26 protein-coding genes are annotated in these 24,255 nt (G+C 29.2%); 16 read left to right on the top strand and 10 right to left on the bottom strand.

What is annotated here, in order from left to right; translation table 11 throughout:
• Positions 1 to 49: 49 nt before the first annotated feature.
• From MK083_05155 to MK083_05175, 5 genes are all read left to right on the top strand, one after another.
• On the top strand, positions 50 to 1,252 hold the full coding sequence (locus MK083_05155) for an ABC transporter permease subunit (GenBank protein MCH2673842.1): 1,203 nt from the start codon (positions 50 to 52) through the stop codon (positions 1,250 to 1,252).
• 4 nt (positions 1,253 to 1,256) lie between these two features.
• Positions 1,257 to 2,402 (top strand): amino acid ABC transporter permease, encoded by a 1,146-nt coding sequence (locus MK083_05160; GenBank protein ID MCH2673843.1) that lies wholly within the window; start codon positions 1,257 to 1,259, stop codon positions 2,400 to 2,402.
• A gap of 11 nt (positions 2,403 to 2,413) precedes the next feature.
• Positions 2,414 to 3,151 carry an amino acid ABC transporter ATP-binding protein gene (locus MK083_05165; GenBank protein MCH2673844.1) on the top strand — a complete coding sequence of 246 codons (738 nt, stop codon included), beginning with the start codon at positions 2,414 to 2,416 and terminating at the stop codon, positions 3,149 to 3,151.
• A 76-nt stretch (positions 3,152 to 3,227) separates the two neighbouring features.
• Positions 3,228 to 4,268, top strand: coding sequence for a 2-dehydropantoate 2-reductase (locus MK083_05170; protein MCH2673845.1), 1,041 nt, complete (start codon positions 3,228 to 3,230; stop codon positions 4,266 to 4,268).
• 5 nt (positions 4,269 to 4,273) lie between these two features.
• Positions 4,274 to 5,878 carry a glycoside hydrolase family 32 protein gene (locus MK083_05175; GenBank protein MCH2673846.1) on the top strand — a complete coding sequence of 535 codons (1,605 nt, stop codon included), beginning with the start codon at positions 4,274 to 4,276 and terminating at the stop codon, positions 5,876 to 5,878.
• A gap of 14 nt (positions 5,879 to 5,892) precedes the next feature.
• On the opposite strand, the gene MK083_05180 is transcribed toward MK083_05175, so the two are convergent.
• Positions 5,893 to 7,086, bottom strand: a complete 1,194-nt coding sequence (locus MK083_05180; GenBank protein MCH2673847.1) for a mandelate racemase/muconate lactonizing protein — start codon at positions 7,084 to 7,086, stop codon at positions 5,893 to 5,895.
• On the bottom strand, positions 7,061 to 7,831 hold the full coding sequence (locus MK083_05185) for a hypothetical protein (protein MCH2673848.1): 771 nt from the start codon (positions 7,829 to 7,831) through the stop codon (positions 7,061 to 7,063). Before MK083_05185 ends, MK083_05180 begins: the two co-directional genes overlap by 26 nt.
• A gap of 115 nt (positions 7,832 to 7,946) precedes the next feature.
• Between MK083_05185 and MK083_05190 the strand changes: the two genes are divergently transcribed.
• Both MK083_05190 and MK083_05195 read left to right on the top strand, forming a co-directional pair.
• The gene (locus MK083_05190) at positions 7,947 to 9,041 is read left to right on the top strand and encodes an alanine racemase (GenBank protein MCH2673849.1); all 1,095 of its coding nucleotides are present in this window, start codon (positions 7,947 to 7,949) and stop codon (positions 9,039 to 9,041) included.
• A gap of 50 nt (positions 9,042 to 9,091) precedes the next feature.
• Entirely contained in the window at positions 9,092 to 10,708 is a 1,617-nt protein-coding gene (locus tag MK083_05195; GenBank protein ID MCH2673850.1) for an NAD(P)/FAD-dependent oxidoreductase, read from the top strand.
• On the opposite strand, the gene MK083_05200 is transcribed toward MK083_05195, so the two are convergent.
• Entirely contained in the window at positions 10,701 to 11,609 is a 909-nt protein-coding gene (locus MK083_05200; protein MCH2673851.1) for an alpha/beta hydrolase, read from the bottom strand. The genes MK083_05195 and MK083_05200 overlap by 8 nt on opposite strands.
• Positions 11,610 to 11,759: 150 nt before the next feature.
• On the opposite strand from MK083_05200, the gene MK083_05205 reads away from it, so the two are divergent.
• On the top strand, positions 11,760 to 12,950 hold the full coding sequence (locus tag MK083_05205; GenBank protein ID MCH2673852.1) for an MFS transporter: 1,191 nt from the start codon (positions 11,760 to 11,762) through the stop codon (positions 12,948 to 12,950).
• Positions 12,951 to 13,008: 58 nt separating this feature from the next.
• Positions 13,009 to 14,334 carry an amidohydrolase gene (locus tag MK083_05210; GenBank protein MCH2673853.1) on the top strand — a complete coding sequence of 442 codons (1,326 nt, stop codon included), beginning with the start codon at positions 13,009 to 13,011 and terminating at the stop codon, positions 14,332 to 14,334.
• Positions 14,335 to 14,508: 174 nt separating this feature from the next.
• On the opposite strand, the gene MK083_05215 is transcribed toward MK083_05210, so the two are convergent.
• A complete protein-coding gene (locus MK083_05215; protein MCH2673854.1) occupies positions 14,509 to 14,904 on the bottom strand; it encodes a hypothetical protein in 396 nt (131 codons plus the stop codon).
• A 48-nt stretch (positions 14,905 to 14,952) separates the two neighbouring features.
• Between MK083_05215 and MK083_05220 the strand changes: the two genes are divergently transcribed.
• The 6 genes from MK083_05220 (at position 14,953) to MK083_05245 (ending at position 18,926) form a co-directional block, all read left to right on the top strand.
• On the top strand, positions 14,953 to 15,669 hold the full coding sequence (locus MK083_05220) for a hypothetical protein (GenBank protein MCH2673855.1): 717 nt from the start codon (positions 14,953 to 14,955) through the stop codon (positions 15,667 to 15,669).
• Between the two features lie 92 nt (positions 15,670 to 15,761).
• Positions 15,762 to 16,433 (top strand): hypothetical protein, encoded by a 672-nt coding sequence (locus tag MK083_05225; GenBank protein ID MCH2673856.1) that lies wholly within the window; start codon positions 15,762 to 15,764, stop codon positions 16,431 to 16,433.
• Between the two features lie 10 nt (positions 16,434 to 16,443).
• Positions 16,444 to 17,091 (top strand): hypothetical protein, encoded by a 648-nt coding sequence (locus MK083_05230; GenBank protein ID MCH2673857.1) that lies wholly within the window; start codon positions 16,444 to 16,446, stop codon positions 17,089 to 17,091.
• A 162-nt stretch (positions 17,092 to 17,253) separates the two neighbouring features.
• Positions 17,254 to 17,427 carry a hypothetical protein gene (locus tag MK083_05235; GenBank protein MCH2673858.1) on the top strand — a complete coding sequence of 58 codons (174 nt, stop codon included), beginning with the start codon at positions 17,254 to 17,256 and terminating at the stop codon, positions 17,425 to 17,427.
• A gap of 322 nt (positions 17,428 to 17,749) precedes the next feature.
• Positions 17,750 to 17,992, top strand: a complete 243-nt coding sequence (locus MK083_05240; GenBank protein ID MCH2673859.1) for an RNA-binding protein — start codon at positions 17,750 to 17,752, stop codon at positions 17,990 to 17,992.
• Positions 17,993 to 18,155: 163 nt separating this feature from the next.
• Positions 18,156 to 18,926 carry a hypothetical protein gene (locus tag MK083_05245; protein MCH2673860.1) on the top strand — a complete coding sequence of 257 codons (771 nt, stop codon included), beginning with the start codon at positions 18,156 to 18,158 and terminating at the stop codon, positions 18,924 to 18,926.
• 1 nt (position 18,927) lies between these two features.
• On the opposite strand, the gene MK083_05250 is transcribed toward MK083_05245, so the two are convergent.
• Positions 18,928 to 19,383, bottom strand: a complete 456-nt coding sequence (locus MK083_05250) for a hypothetical protein (GenBank protein MCH2673861.1) — start codon at positions 19,381 to 19,383, stop codon at positions 18,928 to 18,930.
• Positions 19,384 to 19,473: 90 nt separating this feature from the next.
• On the opposite strand from MK083_05250, the gene MK083_05255 reads away from it, so the two are divergent.
• Entirely contained in the window at positions 19,474 to 20,940 is a 1,467-nt protein-coding gene (locus tag MK083_05255; GenBank protein ID MCH2673862.1) for a cryptochrome/photolyase family protein, read from the top strand.
• Here the strand turns inward: MK083_05255 and MK083_05260 are convergent.
• From MK083_05260 to ung, 5 genes are all read right to left on the bottom strand, one after another.
• Positions 20,937 to 22,268 (bottom strand): ABC transporter permease, encoded by a 1,332-nt coding sequence (locus MK083_05260; GenBank protein MCH2673863.1) that lies wholly within the window; start codon positions 22,266 to 22,268, stop codon positions 20,937 to 20,939. The genes MK083_05255 and MK083_05260 overlap by 4 nt on opposite strands.
• A 62-nt stretch (positions 22,269 to 22,330) precedes the next feature.
• Entirely contained in the window at positions 22,331 to 22,483 is a 153-nt protein-coding gene (locus MK083_05265; protein MCH2673864.1) for a hypothetical protein, read from the bottom strand.
• Between the two features lie 68 nt (positions 22,484 to 22,551).
• Positions 22,552 to 22,989, bottom strand: coding sequence for a hypothetical protein (locus MK083_05270; GenBank protein ID MCH2673865.1), 438 nt, complete (start codon positions 22,987 to 22,989; stop codon positions 22,552 to 22,554).
• Positions 22,990 to 23,017: 28 nt separating this feature from the next.
• Positions 23,018 to 23,260, bottom strand: a complete 243-nt coding sequence (locus MK083_05275; GenBank protein ID MCH2673866.1) for an RNA-binding protein — start codon at positions 23,258 to 23,260, stop codon at positions 23,018 to 23,020.
• 317 nt (positions 23,261 to 23,577) lie between these two features.
• Entirely contained in the window at positions 23,578 to 24,252 is a 675-nt protein-coding gene (gene ung / locus MK083_05280) for a uracil-DNA glycosylase (GenBank protein MCH2673867.1), read from the bottom strand.
• Positions 24,253 to 24,255 lie beyond the last annotated feature (3 nt).

A 24,255-nucleotide genomic window follows, 5' to 3' on the forward strand; every position in this document is an offset into this window, starting at 1 on the left:
TAGTTTATAATCTACAGGGTATTTCACCCTGTAGATTATACTAATATTAATGTTTACCTCAATATTTGAACAATTAAGATCCAAAGAATCATTTGGAAAAAAGATTCGAGTTCTTTTTTATGATCGAACTTTTAGAAATCTTTTAGTACAAATGATATTTTCAATCTTAATGATAATGTTTCTCTGGTATCTAGTTTCAAGAGCTCTAGAATTAGATCTTGGCTTTTCTCACCTTAGAAGTAGGGCAGGATTTGGATTGAGTCATACTTTTCTTATTGACTACACAAGTAATGATTCTAGGTGGCAAGCTTATTTTGCTGGAATTATAAATACTATAAGAGTAAGCATTGTAGGAATTTTACTTGCAACCTTGTTAGGTGTAATTATGGGCTTGGCTAGATTATCTAAAAACTTCCTAATAAGTAAAATTGCAGCAGGTTATGTTGAATTTATAAGAAATACACCTCTGCTTGTTCAAATCATATTTTGGCAGCTAGTTTTACTACAATTACCTCAGATTTCAAACGCTATTACTTTCGGTGGACTTTCAGTTTGGTCTAATAGGGGAATACTATTGCCATTCATTAATTCTGTAGAGAACGGCTCTTTGTGGTTTCTTGTTTTGTTGATTAGCTTAATATTTTGTTTGTTTATAAGGTCTTATCTAAATAAAATTAGGGAAGAAAATACCAATTTTTTTTCCCCTAATATTATTTCATTATTTATTTTCATTGGAATAGGGATAATTTTCTACTTTATATTAGGAATTGATCTGTATTCGGATATTCCAACCTTAGAAGTAAATCAATATGGAACATATATTCAATCGGGAGGATTTTTACTTTCACCTGAATTTGCTGCTATATTATTTGCTTTAGTGATTTATACAGGTACATTTATCACAGAAATAGTTAGAGGAAGTATTCAAAGTCTTCCTAAAGGTCAAACAGAAGCAGCACTGGCTCTAGGTCTAAGTTCTTATCAAAGAATCACTCTTATAATTTTGCCTCAAGCTCTAAGATCTATAATTCCCCCCTTGACTAATCAGTATCTAAATTTGACTAAAAATTCTAGTTTGTCAGTTGCTATTGCTTATCCTGATGTTTTTATGGTTTCAAGAACTATTATGAATAATGCTGGTCATGCTTTACCTATGTTATTTTTGATACTAATTACATTTCTAGGTTTGAGTCTATTTATTTCCTTATTTATGAATTTTTTAAATAGAAGAGTTACTAGGATAGGGGCATGATCAAATGATAGCTTGGATAAAAGAAAATCTTTTGGCAACAAAAATTGATATGCTTCTGACAATTTCTGGTGCTTTTGTAATATATTTTATTGGATCATTATTTTTTACTTTTGTTTTTACTTCAGATTGGACTTTGATTGAAGTGAATAGAAAAATACTGTTGGTGGGACTATTTCCAGAAGAGGATTTATGGAGAATTTGGACAATTTTTTATATATCATCTTTTCTAATATCTTCAACTATAAGTTTTATTTATGGATTTCAAATCAAAACTTCGATTCTTTATATTGGAATGCTTATAATCCCATTTCTAATATTCACTACATCTTCCATGCTAATAAATGTGGTATTACTTTTATTTTTTTCACTTATGTTTTATATTTCCATATATTTCATAAGGACAAACTATAAAAAAATAATTTCAAGAGGCCTAATTATTTCATGGATAATATTTATTCCTTTTATGTTTTTCCTGCTAGCTATTGCTGGTGGTCCAAAGGTTACACTTTGGGGAGGTTTTTTTGTTAATATTATTCTTGCAATAATAGCTATATTAGCAGGGTTTCCTCTAGGGGTAATATTTGCTTTGGGTAGAGCTAGTTCCTATAGAACAATAAAGCTTGTTTCAATTGCTTTCATTGAAACATTTAGGGGCGCTCCATTGATTGCATGGCTTTTCTTTGCATGGTTTGTTCTTCCAAATTTTCTTCCAGATTTATTCTCATTAAGTGATATAAATTTAGTTATCAGAGCAATGATTGTTCTTTCATTATTTTCCAGTGCATATATAGCAGAAGTAGTTAGGGGAGGGTTGCAATCTATTCCTAAAGGACAAAAAGAAGCTGCTACAGCTCTTGGTTTAAGTACGTATTTAGAATTACTTTTTATTACCTTACCGCAGGCAATTAGAATTGTTATTCCGGCAATTGTCAGCACATTTATAGCTATTTTTAAGGATACATCCCTAGTGTTTATTTTAGGTATAACCGATCTACTAAGAATTGGTAGATTGATACCTGAGCAACAGCAAGAATTTTATGGTAAATCTATAGAAGTTTTACTTATAGTAGCACTGCTTTTCTGGTTTATTTCCATAATTCTTTCACAAATAAGTAGATCTATAGAAAGGAAGCTTAATGTTAGTCAATAGGGAGGGAAATTATGAATAAAAAAATATCTGTAGAAACTAAAGAAGTCACAAAGTTTTTTGGCTCCTTTCAGGCTCTAAAAGGAATAACTGCTGATATATATGAAGGTGAAGTAGTGGTTGTTCTTGGTCCGTCTGGATCAGGAAAATCAACATATATAAGAACTATTAATGGTTTGGAAGAGCATGATTCTGGTTTGATTAAAGTAAATGGAACAGAATTAAATAATAACTTGAAAAATATTGAAAAAATCAGGTCAGAAGTGGGTATGGTTTTTCAACAATTTAATCTTTTTCCTCATTTATCAGTACTCAGAAACATAACATTAGCACCACAAAAAGTAAAAAAACTTCCCAAGTCAGAGGCTGAAGATTTAGCAATGAGTTTATTGGAAAGAGTAGGTATTCCTGAACAAGCTATGAAATTTCCCTCACAGCTTTCTGGGGGACAACAACAAAGAGTAGCAATTGCTAGAGCTTTGGCAATTCTGCCTAAATTACTGTTATTTGATGAACCTACTTCTGCTTTAGATCCTGAAATGATAAAGGAAGTTTTGGATGTTATGACTGAGTTAGCACAATCAGGTATGACTATGATTTGTGTAACTCACGAAATGGGATTTGCTAAAGAGGTAGCTGATAGATTTCTTTTTTTTGATGAAGGTCTTATAGTAGAATCAGGAACCCCAGAACATTTTTTTGAAAATCCTCAAGAAGATCGTACTAAATTATTCTTAAGCCAAATATTATAAATTTTTCTATTGTCATTTATTTTAGAGTTATATTATTATCAAATAAAATTTTAATAATTTAACTAAGGAAATAAATATGCATGAAAAGAAAAGAATAGCCGTATTTGGAGCAGGTGGTATTGGTGGAGTTGTTGGGGGAATGCTGTCTAAAGATGGTCACGATGTAACCTTAATAGATACTTGGCATGAGCACATAACTGAGATTCAAAAAAATGGTTTAGAAGTAACAAATCAAGATGAAGTTCACAACTGTAAGCCCAATGCTATTCATCTCAACATGCTTCAAGAAACAAAAGAAAAATTTGATATTGGAATAATATCAGTAAAATCATATGATACTGAATGGGTAACTCATGCTTTAAAAAATTACGTAAAGAATGAAGGCTACTTTGTTGATTTTCAGAATGGAATAAATGACTTAAAAGTAGCAGAGATTGTTGGAAAAGAAAAAACTCTAGGATGCGTTATTTTGATTAGTGCAATGGCAACAGAACCTGGAAAAGCATGGAGAACAGATAGTAGACCAGATGTTGCGTATAAAATAGGTGAATTAAGCGGTGGGTTATCCAATAGACTGAAGGAATTTGTAGATATGATGCAAGCAGTTGGTGTTTCTGAATATACTGAAGAATTGATTTCTGAGAGATGGTCAAAATTAATGATAAATTGTATGGTTAATCCCTTGGCTGGATTAACTGGTTGGGGTACTGCTGATGTTAGGTCAAAGACTATTACTCAAGATATTGCCATAAAAGTTGCAGCTGAGGTAGTAATGGTTGCTAAATCTGAAGGATATAAATTGGGTAAGATTGTAGGATTAGAACCAGATGATTTTGTAGAAGCTGCTAAAGGTGGTAAAAAAATTGAAGAAATAAAAAGTCAAATGTTAGAACAGGCAAGGCAAGCAGGTTCATCTAGTAGACCTTCTTTTGGTCAAGATGTACTAAAAAAGAGAAGAACAGAGATTGATTATCTTACAGGTTTTGTCAGTCAAGTTGGTAAAAAAAATAATGTTTCTACACCTTTTTGCGACAAAGTTACGCAGGTTGTAAACTCACTCGGAGTTGGTTTTGAACCTTCAGAAGAAAATCTTTCAGAAATAGAAAAATTACTATAAATCAAATGCAAATTTATCCCGATAGAGAATCTAAGGTTCCGAAATATAGCTACCCAAGTATATTTTCTGATCAAATTAAGGCTTTAGAAAAAGATGAAATAATAAAAAGGCTCAATGCTAGTAGAAATATCTACAAGGACGATCCTTTTAGGCCTAATTTTCATTATGTTAATCCAGAAAACACACTTAATGATCCTAATGGTTTGTGTTTTTGGAAAGGATATTGGCACCTTTTCTATCAGGCTTATCCTCCTGAAGATACTAGACAACATTGGGGTCATGCTTATAGTAAAGATTTAGTTCATTGGGAAGATTTGCCATATGCGATTTATCCTAATCCAGAAGAGGCATGTTTCTCAGGTGCAACATATGTGGAAGATAATAAAGTGATAGCAATATATCACGGTACTAAAGTTGGAAATATGATAGCTATTTCTAATGATGATTTACTGCTAAATTGGGAAAAAATAAATGATAATAGGCCGGTTATAGATATTCAGAGTGAAGATGGTTCTAAGCTTCCTTATAGAGTATTTGATCCATGTATTTGGAAAAAGGATAATTATTATTATTCTCTGTCTGGTGGAACATTACCACATTTATCATCAGGCAGAAGGAGGAGGGCTAATTTTTTATTTAAGTCTGAAGATCTTATAAATTGGGAATATCTACATCCATTTATTGAGGGAGATAATTTTACTAAAATCGGAGATGATGGAGCCTGTCCATATTTTTGGCCTCTAGAAGACAGATATATTCTTTATTTCTTCAGTCATATGAGTGGAGGGCAAGCATTACTCGGTGATTATGATAAAGATAGAGATAAATTTATAGTAACCTCCCATCATGAATTTAATTTTGGTGCAGCCCATCCCGGAGGTGTTCATGCACCCTCTGCTACTCCATCTAAAAATGGTAAAAATATAGTTATTTTTAATATGAATCATTCAAAAAATACTTATGGATGGGATCAACTTATGACACTTCCTAGAGAAATAGGTATAGCTGGTAAAGATGCTATTAATAGAGATGTCTTGACTATAAAACCAGCTGGAGAAATTGAATCTTTGAGAAAAAATCATATTTCTCTCAAGAATATAGAAATTTTACCTAATCAGGAAAAAGTTTTCGAAAAGATTAGGGGGAACTCAATTGAAATTAAACTAGATTTACAAGTTAGTGATGCATCGATGTTTGAAATACGAGTATTAAGATCGGAAAATAGTGAGGAATTCACTAGAATATCATTTTATAAAAATAGAGGTTTTAGAGATTGGGATAAGTATGATGGATGGGATCTCAAAAAAAGACTAGAAGCTTCCTACAGTATAATTTCTCTAGATACCTCATATTCAAGTCAAGATAAAGAAGTTATATCTCGACCTCCTGAGGTTGCTCCATTTTATTTATCTGAAAAAGAGAATCTAAAACTAACAATTTTTGTTGATAAAAGTGTAGTGGAAGTTTTTATAAATGAAAGACAATGTATAGCCTCAAGATTATATCCTACAAGAAAAGATAGTGTTGGTGTGTCAGTAATATCTCAAGGATCTAGCTCAAAAATCTTATCTTTGGATGCTTATGAAATGGAAAATATTTATAAAAAATAGTTTATTTATTTAGATTATTTTATTTCTATTTTTTCTTCTTTTTCTATTTTGTCGATATCCAATTCCATCCCTAATCCAACTAAATCAGTTTCATAAAATTTTCCTTTATCAGGAGTTTCAGGAGTTTTCAAAAAATGCTGATGTATTTTATTCCATTTTATTAAGAACTCTTGGTAGGGAGTATGTATTGGTACTTGAGACAAGGAAAAATGTAAAGAAGCATTTGATGAATGACCATGTGGAATTGTTATTAGATCATAAGTAGTTGCTAAGCTGGATATTTTTATAACTTCAGATAAACCACCTGCCCAGTAAATATCTGGTTGAAGAAAATCTAGAGCTTTTTTCTCTATAAATCTAAGCATTCCCCATCTTGTATAATCATGTTCTGCTCCTGAAAGAGGAATAGAAATTTTATCTTTAATTTTTTTATAAATTTCAACTCTGTCATTCATAACTGTTTCTTCTAGCCAATATGGTCTGAATTCTTCTATATTTTTTGCAAGTTGTACAACATACTTATAATCCATAGACTGCCAACAATCTAACATTATTTCATAACTGTCACCAAGTGTTTCTCTAAGAGTTTTTACCATCTCAATATTTTTTTTCAATCCTTCATTTCCTGACATTGGTCCATATCTAAAAAACCATTTTTGTGCAGTATATCCTTGATCCTTAAAATATTTTGAACGTTCTTTTACTAAACCCATATCAGTAACATTAAAACCGAGCATAGATGCGTATGCAGGAACTTCTTTTCTAGTTGGACCACCTAAAATCTTAAAAACTGGAGTTTCGTAAAATTTTCCTTTTAGGTCCCATAAAGCACAATCTATAGCACTAATTGCCATCATTGTTATTCCTTGTCGACCATGAACATTAATCCTATGCATTTGATCCCACAATAACTCTATTGCTAAAGGATCCTTACCTAAGATAATTTTGGACAGAGATTTTTCTATAACGTCAGCCTGTAAAGAATCTATAGGACCAGCTGTTCCATACATATCTTTGTCTGTATGAATCTCCACAAATATAGAGTTTGTAGAAACATTTTTATTTTTTTGAAGAGACCAATTTTCGTGTTTTTCAATTTCATATTCAGGATATATATCTATGGGCCTAACTAGTCTTTCTTCCCAGAATTCTCCATCAGATTCAAAATGACCAGATAAGTTTCTAATTACTAATTTTGTTATTTTCATATCTTAAAATTACTTCCTTTCCTCTAGTGGGCCAATCTATAGTAGTTCCTTTACTTCCTGAATTATAAGCATTTATTAAATCTTTTTCATCTTTTATACCCCAATTCCTTACAGAAATATTTTTTTCATAAGCTTCTGAAACCATATTATATTCACTATTTGAAGCTTTTGGACAAATCATATCAATTTTATTTTTACTACATATAATCAAATCATTTGGTGTAATTCGATCGATTAGCCAAGCAGTATTTTCATTTATACAAAAAAAATTAAATCGTATGATTTGCTCGATATAAAAACTACTAATTGTTATGCCTCCAATTTCAAATATTTTTTTTTCAGAATGTAGCCAATTATATTTTTCCAAGTAATTGTAGACAATTTGTGATAATTCCTGATCTCTTGATTTTAATTCAAGATGTAAATGAGCTTTATTTTTATATCTTATTAATACTTCATCAAGTTTGGGTATATAGAAACTTCCATTGGTATTAAATTTATTTTTTACTTCTATGTGTCTTAATTCAGAATAATTCATATTAGAAATCACACCCTTACTACCTGATGTTCTTACTAAATTATGATCATGAATAACTATGGGTATTTTGTCTTTAGTAAGTTGAACATCAAATTCAAAATTATAAAACCCTTTTTCTAGAGCTAGATCAAAAGAATGTATAGTATTTTCCGGAGATTCCTCTGAATACCCTCGATGAGCTATTAAGTTGAATTCATTATTAAACACTTATTTGATAACTTTATGAAAATTTATGAAAAAATAAACTTCAATTTTGATATGTTTTTTATGTAAACTAACTACCTTGATAGTATACTAGTAATATATACACTTTATAATTATTATGTTCAATGACTATAAATTAAGTGATATTTCTGAAATCGAAACTCCCGAATTTCTAATATTTGAATCTAAAGTAGAATCAAATATAGATACAATAATTTCAATGATTGGAGATAAAAAAAGACTTGTCCCTCATGCAAAGACTCATAAGTCAAAATATATCTTAAATAAGTTAATTAAGAATGGAATTACTAGGCATAAAACCTCTACGCTTAATGAGCTGGAAGTTCTAGCTGATTGTGAACCAGAAGAATTGATACTAGCATATCCAATTTCATCCTTAAAGAAAATTGAAAGATTTCAAAAAATCATTAATAAATTTCCTAAAACAAAATTCTCAACAATTGCTTCTAATATTTATCATATTAACTTACTGAAAAATATTGAAGGTTTGCATGGAGTTTATATTGATTTAGATACTGGAATGAATCGAACAGGTGTATTAATTGACAATATTGATGAATTCTTACTTCAAATCTTTGGTACCGAAAATATTAATATTCTAGGTATTCATGCTTATGATGGCCATATGCATGGAAAAACCGATATCGAAGAAAGAAAAATTGAATCTAAAAAAACTTTGGATGAAATTAGAATTTTGGAAAATAAGTTGAAAGAAACTTATTATCTTAATAATCTTGAAATTATAGTTGGAGGTTCTTGGTCATTTCATTTTTATATTGAAGAAAAAGATATTAAGTTATCTCCTGGTACATGGATATATTGGGATGCATCAAATATCAAGCAAAAAGAATTAGATTTTATAATAGCTGGAGTTGTAATAGGTCAAGTAATTGATGAAAATAAAGATAATGACACAGTAACAGTGGATATAGGTGCAAAAGCTATTTCATCTGATCCTATTACTGAAAATAGATTTAATCTTGTTGATAAACCCAATTGTAAGTTAATTTTTCAAAACGAAGAGCATGGAATTATAAAGTTGAATGGAGAATCTTTATCATTTGGAGATTATGTTTTGGCTCAACCTGGTCATGCTTGCACAGTATCACCTAAGTATTCAAGAGCTTTGAAAGTTAATGAAGAAGGGTTTGTGTCAGGAGAAATAAAGATTGATGCTAGAGATAGAGTCTAGTATTTGATGGGTTATTTTTTCGATAATAATAAAATAAACTTTATGGAAAAATGAAAAAAATAAAAAAAGTAGAAAATAAGAAATTAGATGTAGTTATAGTTGGTGCAGGTTTTGCAGGTATGTATATGCTTTATAAATTACGTCGACTGAATTTGAAAGTTGAAATCATTGAAAGAGCGTCAGATGTTGGAGGTACATGGTATTGGAATAGATATCCAGGAGCAAGATGCGATATTGAAAGTATAGAATATAGCTATTCATTTTCTGAAGAACTCCAACAAGATTGGGTATGGTCAAATAGATACTCTGATCAATCAGAAATATTAAGTTATGCTGGACATGTGGCTGATAGATTTAATTTGCGTAAAGATATCAATTTTGACCTTAGTGTTAATTCAGCAAGATATGATGAAAATTCAAAGAAATGGGAAATAATTACTGACTCAAACCAAAAATTTACTGCAAGCTTTTGTGTAATGGCTACTGGAACACTTTCTTCCATCAAGGATCCAGACTTTGATGGATTAGATTCTTTTGAAGGTGATTGGTACTTAACCGGAAAATGGCCACATAGTGGAGTTGATTTTACCAATAAAAAAGTTGCAATAATAGGAACAGGCTCTTCAGCAGTACAATCAATTCCTGTTATTGCTAAACAGGCAAAAGAATTAAAAGTTTTTCAAAGAACTCCGAATTATTCTATTCCAGCAAAAAATAGGCCACTAACAAAGAAGGAAATAATTAGAGCCAAATCTAGTTATTCAGATATAAGGAATAAAGCTAGATATACCAGGGCTGGAATCAGCTATAACCAATATGATGAAAAAAAACTACTAGATCTTTCAGAAGAAGAAAGAATAAATGAATTAAATAAAAGATGGCAAATAGGAGGACAAGAAGTTTTTCTTTCTGGATTTACTGATGTTGCAGTTGAACAAGAAGCTAATGATCTTGCCGCTGAATTCGTAAGGCTGAAGATTCATGAAATTGTAAAAGATACCAAAACTGCGAATCTTTTATCACCAAAAAATACTATTGGTTGCAAAAGATTATGTGCAGATACAAATTATTTTGAAACATATAATCGAAAGAATGTTGAACTATTAGATATAAACGTTGATCCTATTACTTCAATAACTAAAAATGGTATTTCAACCAAAGAAAAAGAATTTAAGTTTGATGTGATAATTTTTGCTACTGGATTTGACGCAATGACTGGAGCATTATTATCCATTGATATTACTGGAAAAGATAATATTAAATTGTCTGAAAAATGGATTGATGGTCCTAGATCCTATTTAGGATTGTCAATTAATGGTTTTCCTAACCTTTTTACAATTACAGGACCAGGAAGTCCATCAGTTCTTACTAATATGATGGTTGCAATTGAACAACATGTTGAATGGATATATGATTGTATTCATAAATTAACTACTTCTAAAAATAATCAAATAGAAGCTACTATATCAGCTGAAAATGATTGGATGAATCATGTTGAGGATGTGGCGAGTAATACTCTAAGGTATTCTTGCAATTCTTGGTATGTAGGTGCAAACGTTCCGGGTAAAAAAAGAGTTTTCATGCCATATATAGGTGGCCAAGATATATACAGAAATAAATGTAAAGAGATTTCTAATAATAACTATCAAGGTTTTGTAATTAGTTAGTTAAGAACTTCTGGATATCTTTCATGCATAATTCTGCATTTGTGATATTTCCAATTTCTGTGTTGAAGCCGTGTAAAGCACCATCATAAATTTTCATTTCTGTATGAACTTTTTCTTTAATTTGATCATAATACTCTAATGCTTCTGATTTCAATACATCACATTCAGCTATAGCTATAAAAGTTTTTGGTAGATCTGTATTTTCAGTATCTTTGTTTAAGGCTGAAAATCTATTTATTTCATCATCTATATAGTGATCCCAAAACCATTTCATAGTTTTTTTATCTAAACCATAGCCTTCCTCAAACTCTTTATATGATTCAGACTCAAAGTTATTATTAGTCACAGGGCAAAACAAAACTTGAGACTTAATTATTTCCTTTTTCGTTTCTCTACATAATAATGAGACAGCTCCAGCAAGATTTCCACCAGCTGATGTACCACAAATGGAGATATTATTCTTATCAATGTTAAATTCATTACTATTTTCATAAAAATAAATTAATGATTTGTAGCAATCTTGTAAGGGGATGGGAAATTTATTCTCAGGTGCTAATCGATAATCAACAGAAATAATTTTGTATCCAGTTAATTTTGCTAATTTTCTACACATTGAATCGTCTGCCTCTAAATCACCTAACACCCATCCACCACCATGAAAGTTTACCAGAAGAGGTTGTAATGAATTCTCTATGTCAGAAAAAATTCTGATATTTATTTTAGTACCATTTACATTGATATTTTTATTTTCAATACTCTTAATACTAATATTTTTAGTGGGAAAAAATAATTTTGATTTGTTAAATTGATTCCTAGCTTCGATTGGTTCAAGCTCATAAGTAAGAGCTGATTTAATTTTTTTTCTTTCTTTTAGTTGATCTAAAGATTCTTGGTTTAGCATTTTTTTGTTTTAGTTTATTATATAAGTATGATACATCAAGACAGGAGTTTTGACGGAAGATTTGGGAAATAATAGTATGTAATTAATCCTCAAGATTTTACCCCTCAGTATCATACTTGAGGATTTCTGTTTTAAGTTAGGAAAATTTCTTTGATTAGTTATCTTAAAAATAATTCTTTTTTTTTATCAAAAAGTTTTCAATCATTAATATTTTCGCGATCATTTGCACAATATTCTGTGCATATTAGAGCTTTAATATTTAGTTGGTTAGCATTTGAAATCACTCAAAAAGATATATGGGTAGGTATAGTCCTTGGAGCTGGCTCTAGTCCAATTTTTATAACAAGTTTCTTGGGTTCATTTTTATCAGAAAAATATAATATAAATAAATTATTATTTATTTCCTATTTATTATTTTTCTTAGCATTAATTCTTATGATATTTATTGACTATGATAATATTTATATTCTCTTGATATTAAGTGTAACTTTTGGGGCTATACCTGGAATATGGCAAACAGTTTTTCAGACAATTTTAGTTAACACCAATACTAAAAAAGATCTTTCAAAAATAAATTCTTATTATTACTTAATTATTTTTTTTGGAGAAATGATGAATCCTATAATTTTTGCATATCTTATTACATCATTTTCAATAAATTATGTTATAGTTTTTGCTTCAATCTACTTAGTTTTTAGTATAATTTTGGTAAATTTTCATCCTAAAGATCTTCAGGAAAAAAGAAAGAATAATTATATTAATTATGATTCTTATCAAGATATTTTTAGGAATAAACCAGTAATATTTTGGGCAGTTATAATTGCAGCATTTCAATCAATTTTTGGAGTTACTTTATTTGTAGTTTTACCTAAATATGCCAATATCCTTGATGTTGGAGCAACTGGTTTTGGTATTATGAATGCCTCTGTAGGAGCGGGAATGTTTTTTGGTTCAATGTTATCGATTTTTACAGGAGTATTCAGAAGTAGAATTACAATTTGGATTATATCTAGCTTAGGCTGGGATATAGGTCAATTACTATTTGCTTTTTCTGAAAATTATATTTTTTCACTCTTATGTCTTTTTTTAATGGGTATTAGTGGAGCATATTGGATGGTTGCAGCTACTCTAATTTTTCAAGATCAGACTGGAAAATTTGATAGGAATAAAATTATGGGTCTTTTCTCTCTCGTGCTATCAATATTTTTTATAGGTTGGTTTGTAGGAGGAGTTATATCAGATATTACTAATGCTAAGATAGCTATAATTATAAGTGCAGTGTCAGTTTATCCTGTGATTATTATTGGGCTTTCACTTTCCAAAAAATTAAGGAGAGTCTAATCTTAAGTATAATGGAAAAATTATTCACTCTTATAATAGAAGAAAAAGTGAGGTATGGATGCTATCTAGAGAAGACTTAAAATTATTTGTTACAAATTTTATTGATTCAAATAAAGATTTGCCTATTAAATTATCCAAAGAAGTTCTTTCTAATCCAGAAACAGGTTACAAAGAATTCAAGACCAGCAAAAGCGTAAAGCAAGCATTCCAAACTATGAATTTATCAATTAAAGATAAAATTGCTGTAACTGGGTTATCTACAAGAATTGACGGAGCAAACCCTGGTCCTAATGTTGCTGTGATAGGGGAATTAGATGGATTACCTGTACCTGGACATCCTTATGAAGATAAAAAAACTAATGCTGCCCATGCCTGTGGTCATCATATTCAGTTAGGAAATATGCTAGCAAGCTTAATTGGTCTAAATAACAAAGAAGTTCTTGATAATTTATCAGGATCAATAACATTTATAGCTGTACCTGCTGAGGAGTATGTTGAAATTGAGTGGAGGAGTAGTGAAAGAGATAAAGGTAAATTTGAATTTTTAGGTGGCAAGCAAGAATTTGTAAAATTGGGACAATTTGATGATATCGATATATCTATGATGACTCATGCAAAAGGAAATTTTTCAGGCTTTGGATACGGAGGTACAGGTAATGGTCTAATAGCAAAGTTTATTGAATTTCATGGAAAATCATCACATGCTGGAGGTGATCCTCATTTAGGAATAAATGCATTAAATGCTGCTAATTTAGCTTTGATGGGTATCCATGCAAATAGAGAAACCTTTGTTGATGATGACCACGTTAGAGTTCATCCTATAATTACTAAAGGGGGCTTTGTTGTTAACCAAGTACCAGAGATAGTTACAATGGAAACATTTGTTAGAGGAGCTTCAATCGATTCAATTATAAATGCCAACTTGAAAGTAGATAATGCATTAAGAGCAGGTGCTATGGCTGTTGGAGCTGAGGTTAAGATTACTACTTTACCAGGTTATTTTCCACTATCTCATGATAAAAACTTAACAAACATTTATAAAAAAAATCTTGAAGCATCTAAAAACCAAAATATTGAATTAGGTCATAGCGGTGGTTCGACGGATATGGGAGACCTCGCACATTTGATGCCTGTTATTCATCCCTATGTTGGAGGAGCTACAGAGGCTTCAGCTCATACCTCTGGTTTTATCATAAAGGACTATAATTTGAGTGTAATAGAAGCTGGTAAAATGATGGCTCATACTGTGATTGATTTACTTTCAGACGGAGCAAATTTAGCAAAAAAAATTATTTCTAGTCATCATCCAAAGTATTCTAAGAGTGAATATATAAAAGTTATGAGAGATCTAAGCAATATAGAAATTAAGAATTATAATTTATAGGAATAGATATGAATTTATTTAAACTTAATTTATTCATAAGCATATTTTCTTCTTTCTTAATTACTATTTACTTAGTTATTTTCACTGATATTGGTTGGGAGATTGTTATCTTACCAATATTTATAATTATAATCTCATTAATGGTAATTTATTTGAAAGTAAGATCAAAATAATCTAGTCCGATCTAGATTCAATTCTGTTTCTTAAGATTTCTAGGTCTATTCTCTTAAGATCAAGATTTAAGTTTGACTCAAGTTGAGTTTTTTGTATTTTTAGTTCCTCAAGAACCGAATCATAATTTTTAGATTCTAAATTTTCAATCATTGAATCTATTTTAGATATTTCCTTAGTTATTTCATCACTAATAAATTCTTTCTCTAATTCTAATTCTCCCTGTCTTATCTCAGATGAAGGTTCATGAAATCTTTTCATTTGAGAATTAGATTCTTGGGGTTTGGTTTTATCCGAATCAAAATAATCTATACTAAGTATAGTCGAAGAATAAATACTTATTATTAGAATAAGTATTGAAATTATAATTACAGAAATCTTAAATATATTATTAAACATTAAGAAATAATATACCACGTATACCAAAACTTTTATCTAGGGGAAAAAATGAAATATATTGTTGCTCACAGAGGATTATCAAGTAAAGCTCCGGAAAATACTTTAGAATCATTTGATTTAGCAATTTTATCTGGAGTAACTCATATAGAATTTGATGTTCATTTATCAAAAGATAATGAAGTCGTAGTAGTTCATGACGATACTGTTGATAGAACTAGTAATGGAGCAGGAAAAGTTAATTCTATGACTTTGGAAGAATTACAACAATTAGATTTTGGATCTTGGTTTTCAAAAGAATTTTCTCATTCAAAAATTCCATCTCTTAGAAATATTCTTATGAGGTATAAATCTGTTAATTTAGTAATTGAAATTAAGGGTAAAGATAAATTTTTAGTTGAAAAAGTTTTCAAAATTATTCACTCTAATCAATATTGGAAAGAAAAGATATATAAGTCAAAAGAAGATGAGCCTGGAATAATTTTTTGCTCATTTCATACAGATCAGTTAATGAGATTGAGAGAGATTTCTAATGATATATTCATAGGGTATTTGGTAAAGGAAATTAATCAAGATATTCTCAACTTTGCTTCAAGTTTGAGTCTTGATGGAATTTTTTCGTACTATAAATCCTTAAATAAGGAAAATATGACTTTATTAGATAATTATTATGTTAGTTGTTATGGATTTAAGAAACCAGATGAAGTTGGGGAATTATTAAATATGGGAGTAGATGCAGTTACTGTTGATTGGCCAGATAAGTTGTAATATTCAAATCTTCTTGAATATTTTTTTTCAATAAAATATAATTTCACATTAATGAAACACTAAAGCTTTCAAGAAATAAGAAAGGAACTATTATGTCTTCTACTAAGTTTGGTGGATTAGCACTTTTTTCAGCTGGAGTTATTAGTACAATCTTTTTTGTTATTCAATTTTTAGCCCAAGCTCCTGATACTTCTTCTGCTTCAAATGTTTGGGAAGTATTTGTATCTGATAACAATTCATTAGATGACTGGTGGTATGGCCTAACAACCTATATTCAAGTTTTTACTAATGCAATAATTGCTTATGTATTTGTAATAATAGTGAATGAATTTGTAAGAAGTAAGATTAAATCAAATTCTATCAGAATGGGTAGTATTTTATTTCTAATAGGTACTTTAGGTTTTATAACTGCAGGATCAGTCGATGTAGCTCTAAACTACACAGGTGAAACACCTAATGCGAATCAGTTCAGTTTATCATCTTTGCAATTTGGTATGTGGATGATTTTCACACCTATTGCATTTGCAGGTGGGGGACTAATAGCTCATGCACTATCTAAAGTCCCAGGATACAACAACCTGATATGTTTAGGAACTGCAATCATAAATGCTATTGCAGCTATTGCAATAGTAGTTCAAGTTATTTTTATTTCTGATGCAAATGATCCCAGTACCATTTGGGGAATATTCATTCCAGTAGTATTGGCATTTCTTGTGTCAAATTTATTCAATTTATATATTGGATATAAGTTAACAAAAGAATAAGGAGTATATTATGGGAAAAATTTCTGCGGCTAAGTCTGCTGGTTACTGTTTAATTTTTGGTCCAATAATTGCATTAATTTGCTTTTTCCTTCAACCGGGTGGTGTTCTTGGTATCGGAGGTTCGCCTGAAGCACTTGATTTTGCTCAAGGAATGAATATACTTGTCGAAAATTCAGAATTAGGAATTATTACTGCATTTCTAATTACAATTGGATTAATAAGTTTATTATCTGGACAAATGTATTATATTCAAAGTATGCAAGATGGTAATGGTTTTGGAATTGGAAGAGTTGCTATTCCATTTTTCTTCGTGGCAGTTTTTGGTTGGGTAATAGCTAATGCTATTGCTATTTCAACAGCATCTGAAGTGTTAAATTCAACTGATATGCTTGCTTTATCATCTGCAATTAATACTACTTCACTCTTTAGTTTTGGAGTAGGAGGATTATTTTTAGCATTAGCTGCATCAACAAGAGATGAAATAAATAAAAATATAACTTATTTTGCAGGAATAGCAGCTATTGTAGTTTTTGTTTTAGCATTTATTGGAGCCTTTGCTCCTGACCAATCTAACACTTTGCAAGCAATAGCGGGTTTATGCTTCATAATATACTCTATTTGGAGCATCCTAATAGGTAGAGTAATGCTTTCTAAATAGTTATTTTTTATAAGTTTATTATTCTTATGATATAAGTAATACTTAAGTGATTATAGTGTTATATATTTTCAATAATTATTTAAACAAATAATTAATTACTTAGATTCAATTCCATAAATGGTGTAATATTTTAAAAGATATATTTAAAAGAGGGGAAAATCTTTGAAAAATAAATCATTTTTTTATTTGATGCTTGCAGCAGCAATAGTTCCATTTTTAGTCTCAGTTTATTTTTGGTTTTTTACTGACGGTAATGAAATGGAAGCTATTTTTGTAGGAATATGGGTACCATCCATATTAGCATTTGCAACACTTTTGCAGGTTACAAAGAGCTAATGTCTTCAGAATTAATAGTCATACTAGCTTTTATTGTTGTATTAATATTTTTTGTTGGCGGTATATTTACAGTTCTAGAACTAGGGAAAACAGAAGAAAAAGCTAAAAAATAAAATGGACCATAGCCATTATTATCGTTCCAGAGAGAACAAGAATGCCTATCAATATTAGTGGGTTTTTTTGTTCCATAACTTAATTTTACAATTAATATTTTTTGTTAACTAACGATTAAGAATCATTATATGTAGAAAACTAAGTTAAAAAAAAATCGAAATTAATGTTTTAATATAATAAGTAAACAAAAAAATTCAAAGGATTTTTAATGGATATATATGTTGGTAATTTACCTTGGAGCATAGATGACGAAGGATTAAAAAATCTATTCTCTGAACATGGTGACGTAATAAGTGCAAAAGTTATTACAGACAGAGATACAAACCGATCTAAGGGTTTTGGTTTTGTTGAAATGGATGATGACTCAGCTGAAAGTGCTATAAGTTCTCTAGACGGATCAGAAGTAGAGGGAAGAGCAATAAAGGTAAATAAATCTAAGGGTAAGAAATAAAAATCCACTTTTAATCTAGTTTATAATCTTGATCATTAGAAAATAATTTCAAAGTTTCACTATTATAATTAATCTCCTAAGATAACTATTTTTATTTATTCTTAGTTAAGTGTTTTCATAATCATTTCTTAGTTTCTAAATATCTAATATAATCATTATCTATATGGATCATGACTTAGTTAAATTTACAGGAATATTCTCTGCTATTGTTGTGGGATTTTTTATTGGTATGCGACATTCTTTGGATGGAGATCATGTCGTTGCAGTATCAACGATGGCCAAGGATATAAAAAGTTTTTTTAATACAATTTGGATAGGTTTTTCTTGGGGATTAGGTCATTCAACTCCTTTGATCATAATTGGTTTATTAGTTCTTACTTTAAGGGAAAGTATTATAGAGTTTTATGAACCTATTTCAGAATATTTTGAATTATTAGTTGCTCTAATGTTAATTTTTCTAGGATTGCAAGTATTTTGGAAACTTTACAGAGGTAATTTTCATTTTCATAAGCATGAGCATGATGGTGTAAATCATATGCATGTTCATAATAGTCATGCTAAAAATAGTTTAGAATCCAAAAATCACAATCATAACATTATTTATAATCTATTATCGTTTTTTAGAATTAAGTCTTATTTGATAGGTACTATACACGGCTTAGCAGGAAGTGCAGCAGTGATACTTGCAATTTTACCCACTTCTCCAAGTTTCATTTCAGGATTTAGTTATTTGATTTTCTTTTGCTTAGGGACAATTGTATCTATGACATTAATGACATTCTTAATAGCTACGCCTTTTGTTATTAGGAATGGATCAGATATTCTTCAAAAAATATTAATTTCTTTTGCAGGTATTTTGAGTGTTTTTTTGGGATTTGCATTGGGATCAGATTTATTATTCGATTCTAGTTTTACTGATGTATTGTGGTATTAATTTATAATCTATTATCAGATATTTGAGAAGCTCCTTCTAAAAAAGATGATCGAAATTGTATTCCCCATTTATTATCTTTTTTAGTCATTATCCATAATGTCTTAAAAGAATGATATTCATCTCCATTTGATTTTCTTCGAGATTGATCTAAAACAAGGTGAACTTTAGTTAGATTTGATTGAATTGATTTAATATTTTTAGTTACTGTATGGTCCCAACCTTCACTTAATAATTTCTTAGTTTGAATATCAAACCCTTTTGAAAAATCTTCCTCAGTGCTAAAAATAGAAAATTCATTTTCCCACAATCTTATATGCGGGAAGTGTAAAAATTCTAAGCAAATGTCAATATTTCTTTTATTAAAACCTTCTTCATTCCAGTAGATTGCAGTTTCTATAGCTTCTTTTTCAAAATCTTTCATATAAAGTAATAAGTTATTTTTACAAAAGTCTAACATAAATCTTATAATTTTATTTTTTTAGAAATATATATAATACAAAAAAATAAAATTATTATAAAAATAAAATAATCTCACTAATATATATAGATGGAAGTTACGTTTATATATCCTAATCAATTATTTGATAGTAATCCTGCTTTATCTAGGAATAGAAAAAATTACATAATCAGACATCCGAATTTTTTTTCAAAAGAAAATGATTATAAATTACATAAGCAAAAACTGCTTCTACATTTTTTGAGTACAGAAGATTATGCAAAAAAGCTTATTGATTTAGGTTATGAATGTGAAATAGTAGAACACAATGAGTATGATAATTTTGTAAATAGAATTTTGATTTCAGATGTCACTAGAATTCACTTATGCGTCCTTAATGATCACTCTTTAGAAAAATCTTTAATGGACAAATTTTCCCTCAAAGCCTCTATAATTTTTGTAGATTCTCCTTACTTTTTAGAATCACAGAAAGAAACATTAGAATATTTTAATGATAGAAAAAAATTTCAATTATCTCATTATTACAAAAAACTTCGAATCAAGCATAATATTCTTATTCAAGAAGATAATAGACCCAAAGGAGGTAAGTGGAGTTATGATGTTGAAAATAGGAAAAGACTACCTAAGGGAAGTGTTATCCCAGAGAATATTAGACTAACTTATAATGAAAAATTATTAGATAAGTATAAAGCAAAAATCATTTCAGAATTCCCTAATAATCCAGGTTCATTGGAAAATTTTAATTATCCAATAAATACTTCTCAAGCACTTGAAGTTTTTTCGAATTTTCTCATTGAAAAGTTTAGAAGATTTGGTGACTATCAAGATGCAATTTTGGATGAAGAAACTTTTCTATTTCATAGTATAATTTCACCATCAATGAATATCGGTCTATTGACCCCAAGAGAAGTCATTAATACTACGTTGTCTTTTTCAAAAGATAATTATATAGGCTTAAATTCATTAGAAGGTTTTATAAGGCAAATTCTAGGTTGGAGAGAATACATTAGAGGAATTTATTTATCTAATGGTAAATTTCAGAAAAGTTCAAACTATTTTGAAATTTCAAATGACTTACCTCAATCTTTTTATTCAAGGATATCTCTAGCTCCAGTAGATAATTCAATTAAAAAAGCTAACAGTTATGCTTACTTACATCATATTGAAAGGTTAATGATAATTGGAAATATAATGCTACTTCTCGAAATAGATCCTGTAAAAGTTAATAGATGGTTTATGGAATTATTCATTGATTCATATGAGTGGGTAATGGTGCCAAACGTATTTGGTATGAGTCAGTTCTCTGATGGAGGCTTAATGGCTTCAAAACCCTACATAAGTTCTAGTAATTATATTCTCAGAATGAGTAATCATACAAAAGGGGAATGGTCTGTAATTTGGGATTCTTTGTATTGGCAATTTATTTCTAATCATAAAGAAAAATTAGTCACTAACCCTAGAATGAGCTTAATGGTAAATATTTTTGACAAAAAAACTAACAAAGCAAAAAAAGATATTAAATCTATATCTGAAAATTTCAAAGAGTATATCTTTTAGGATTCAAACTGCCTTAATCTAGGATCTAATTTATCCCTAAACCAATCTCCAAGAAAATTTAGAGAAAATACAGTTAATACTATTAGTGTTGTTGGAATTATCATTTGATATCTGTAAGGATATGTTCCATTTATCCAACCCTCATTCCAATAATCTGAAGCTAATTTTACTAAATTACCCCATGCTGTCCAATGTCTTGGTATTGCAATATTAAAAAAACAAAGAACAGCTTCTAGAGTAATTATCATTGCGCAATTAAAAGTTGCTATAACCATAATATCGTTTAGATGAAAAGGTAATATATGTCTGATAATTATTCTTCTTAGACTTGAGCCCGATATAAGAGCAGAATTTATATATTCACTATTACGCATAATTAAAGTTTTAGCTCGAATAATTCTTACAAAATTTTGCCAAGTGAAAAGAACAAGAATACATGCAAATACCCATATATCATTGCCTAGAATAATTGTTGTCATTATTGCTATTAATAAAATCGGTATAACGCTGGTAATATCAACTATTCGCATTATAATTTCATCAATTATCCAATACTTTGGTCGAAATGCGAACCATCCAGAAATTATACCTAAAAAAGAGCCTATTATACTACCTACTATCCCTGTTAATATCATCAAAGAAAGGTTCCACCTAGCTCCATATATCAATCTAGAAAAATAATCTCTTCCAATTGTATCTGTACCTAAAAGATATAAACCACTAGGCCACCAATTCCATTTTTTTGTATCCTCTCTTATCACTCTTAAATCAAGTGAAATAATATCATTGACATTATCTTGAATATCTTCATTAGCAATATATTCTATAAATCCTTTTGTCTCATCCTTATATATTTTTATAAATTCTAAGTTTGGCATAGGACATTCATTTTGAGATAGCCCTAAGCAATTAGAAAAATTATCAAATTTTATTTCATCAATATAATTGCCATTCCTATTCACATCAACAAAGTTGGTATTTGGACCTAGCTTAAAATCTATTTTTCCTCGTTCCCCTTTCTTAATAATTTTATTTTCAGTATTTTCATTTTCTAACTCTAATAACTGTATCCATCTTGGTGTTTGACTAATTTGGCCTTCGGCTTTTATAAGATCAAAGTTTTGTAAATTATATAATCCACTTACTATTCCAGGAGGCATTAATCTAGCTCTAGTATCAGCCACATATGGGTTATAAGGTGCAATTAATGGGGCAAATATTCCTAATAAAGATATTATTATTAGAAAACTCAGAGAAAAAATAGGATATCTTCTGAAGAATAAAAATAGATAACTAAGAAAAAACTTAATTTTTATAAATGAAAACATATTCAAAATTATATATTTTATAAAAATAGTGACAATTCATCTTAAGGAACAAAAGCTTGGACTCAACTAATTTTATTATGATCAATATCATATAAATGGTATAAACGATTCTCAGAAATTTTCATCCAAGTTTTTTTATCTACAATTTTTCCATTTTTATCTTTGTAGATTATTGTATTATCTTTTATTAATAATGATTTTCTCATTTTATTCATATCTTAAAAATTATTTGATATAAAAATATATAAATGTAAGCAACATAACAAAACTGGATGTCTTATTCCTAATTTATTTCTCCTAGATCATATAGATGCTTTAAAGCTGTTAGTTCTATTGAATCTCCATCATCGAAAATCCAAAATAATTTTGGAAATATATAAGAATTAAACTTAGACTTTGCTAAGTTTAATTTATCATTATCTAGATCTTTATTTTGAAGAATAATTTTTTTTATATCTGAAAATTCATTCTTGGTAAATCTAAATAATTTTTCAGCATTATCAAGTCTTTTCTTTGATTGAGGCGTTATTTCCATACCTTCAAGATTAAGATTTAGTCTCTCATCTTGAATATAATTTGTTAATATTTCAAAGAAATTTTCTAGTTCACTTAATGAATTTAGCAATATCTTAGATTCTACATGTTTTGGATTTTTAGTTATTTCTAAAAGAAAAATTTCCACCTGAAATATTATTTGTTTTTTGAAATTTTCCTCACTCATTAGGAATTATTTTGAAAGTTAATTAATCTTATTGCTTACCTCTAGATTGATTAACTTTCAATGGCCTTCCATCCATCTCATACCCCTCTAGAGCGTCTATTGCTTTTTGTGCTGATTCATCGTCCATTTCTACAAACCCAAAACCTTTTGACCTATTAGTGTCTTTGTATTTTATTACAGTGGCACTTTCTACATCCCCATATTGTGAAAACAATTCTTTTAATTCGTCGTCATCAACCTTCCAAGGGATATTACCAACATAAATATCCAATCTTTTATCCTTATTAACTTTTATCCATATTAACTTAATTACACCATTATTTATGTTAAAAATACATACTTTAACTTATGAATTTAATCTAGAGAACTGATAAATCTTTATTTAGTGGCAAGGAATATCAGCTCTCTAAGAATGATTATAAAATATCATAAATAAATTATAAATTTGTATGTCATATTTGGGGATTTATGATGTTACATTAATGAGACAAATTTTAAAAAATAAATATTATTCTTATTGGATGACCCAAAATATTTATAGAGAACCGACTTTAATGTCCCTCAATGTCGGTTCTCTTACCAAAAAAATTACCAATTAATTTCTTTAATATTTTTTGACTTCAGATAATTGTTAGTTTTTGAAAAAGGCTTACTACCAAAAAATCCTCTGTGAGCAGATAAAGGGGATGGGTGTACAGATTTCAAAATCAAGTGATCACAAACATCTATTTTTTCTATCTTTTTTTGAGCATGATTGCCCCATAGTATGAAAACTAAATTTTTTTTATGTTTATTTAATATTTCTATCACTTTATCTGTGAATATATCCCATCCAATTTTACTATGTGATAAAGGTTTATTTTTTTCTACTGTTAGAGTTGTATTGAGTAGAAAAACACCTTGCTCAGCCCAGTTTTTTAAATTTCCTGTTTGATTTTTTTTTTCATAAGATAAATCTTTTTTTAGCTCCTTTAGAATATTTGTTAGAGAAGGAGGATTTGAAATATCATCATTAACTGAAAAGCAAAGTCCATTTGCCTGACCGGGACCATGGTAAGGATCCTGCCCTAAAATAACTACTTTTACATCTTTAAAATCACAATAATTGAAAGCATTAAATATTTCAGATTTTTTGGGATAAATTTCCTTACCAGAATTATATGAATCTAATAAGAACTGTTTGATTTTAAGCATATATTCTTTTTCAAATTCATCTGCTAATTTCTCTTTCCATCCTTTTGGTAATCTTATTTTTTTTTTCAATAC

This window comes from Dehalococcoidia bacterium, assembly GCA_022451965.1.
Taxonomy (GTDB): domain Bacteria; phylum Chloroflexota; class Dehalococcoidia; order Lucifugimonadales; family Lucifugimonadaceae; genus TMED-70.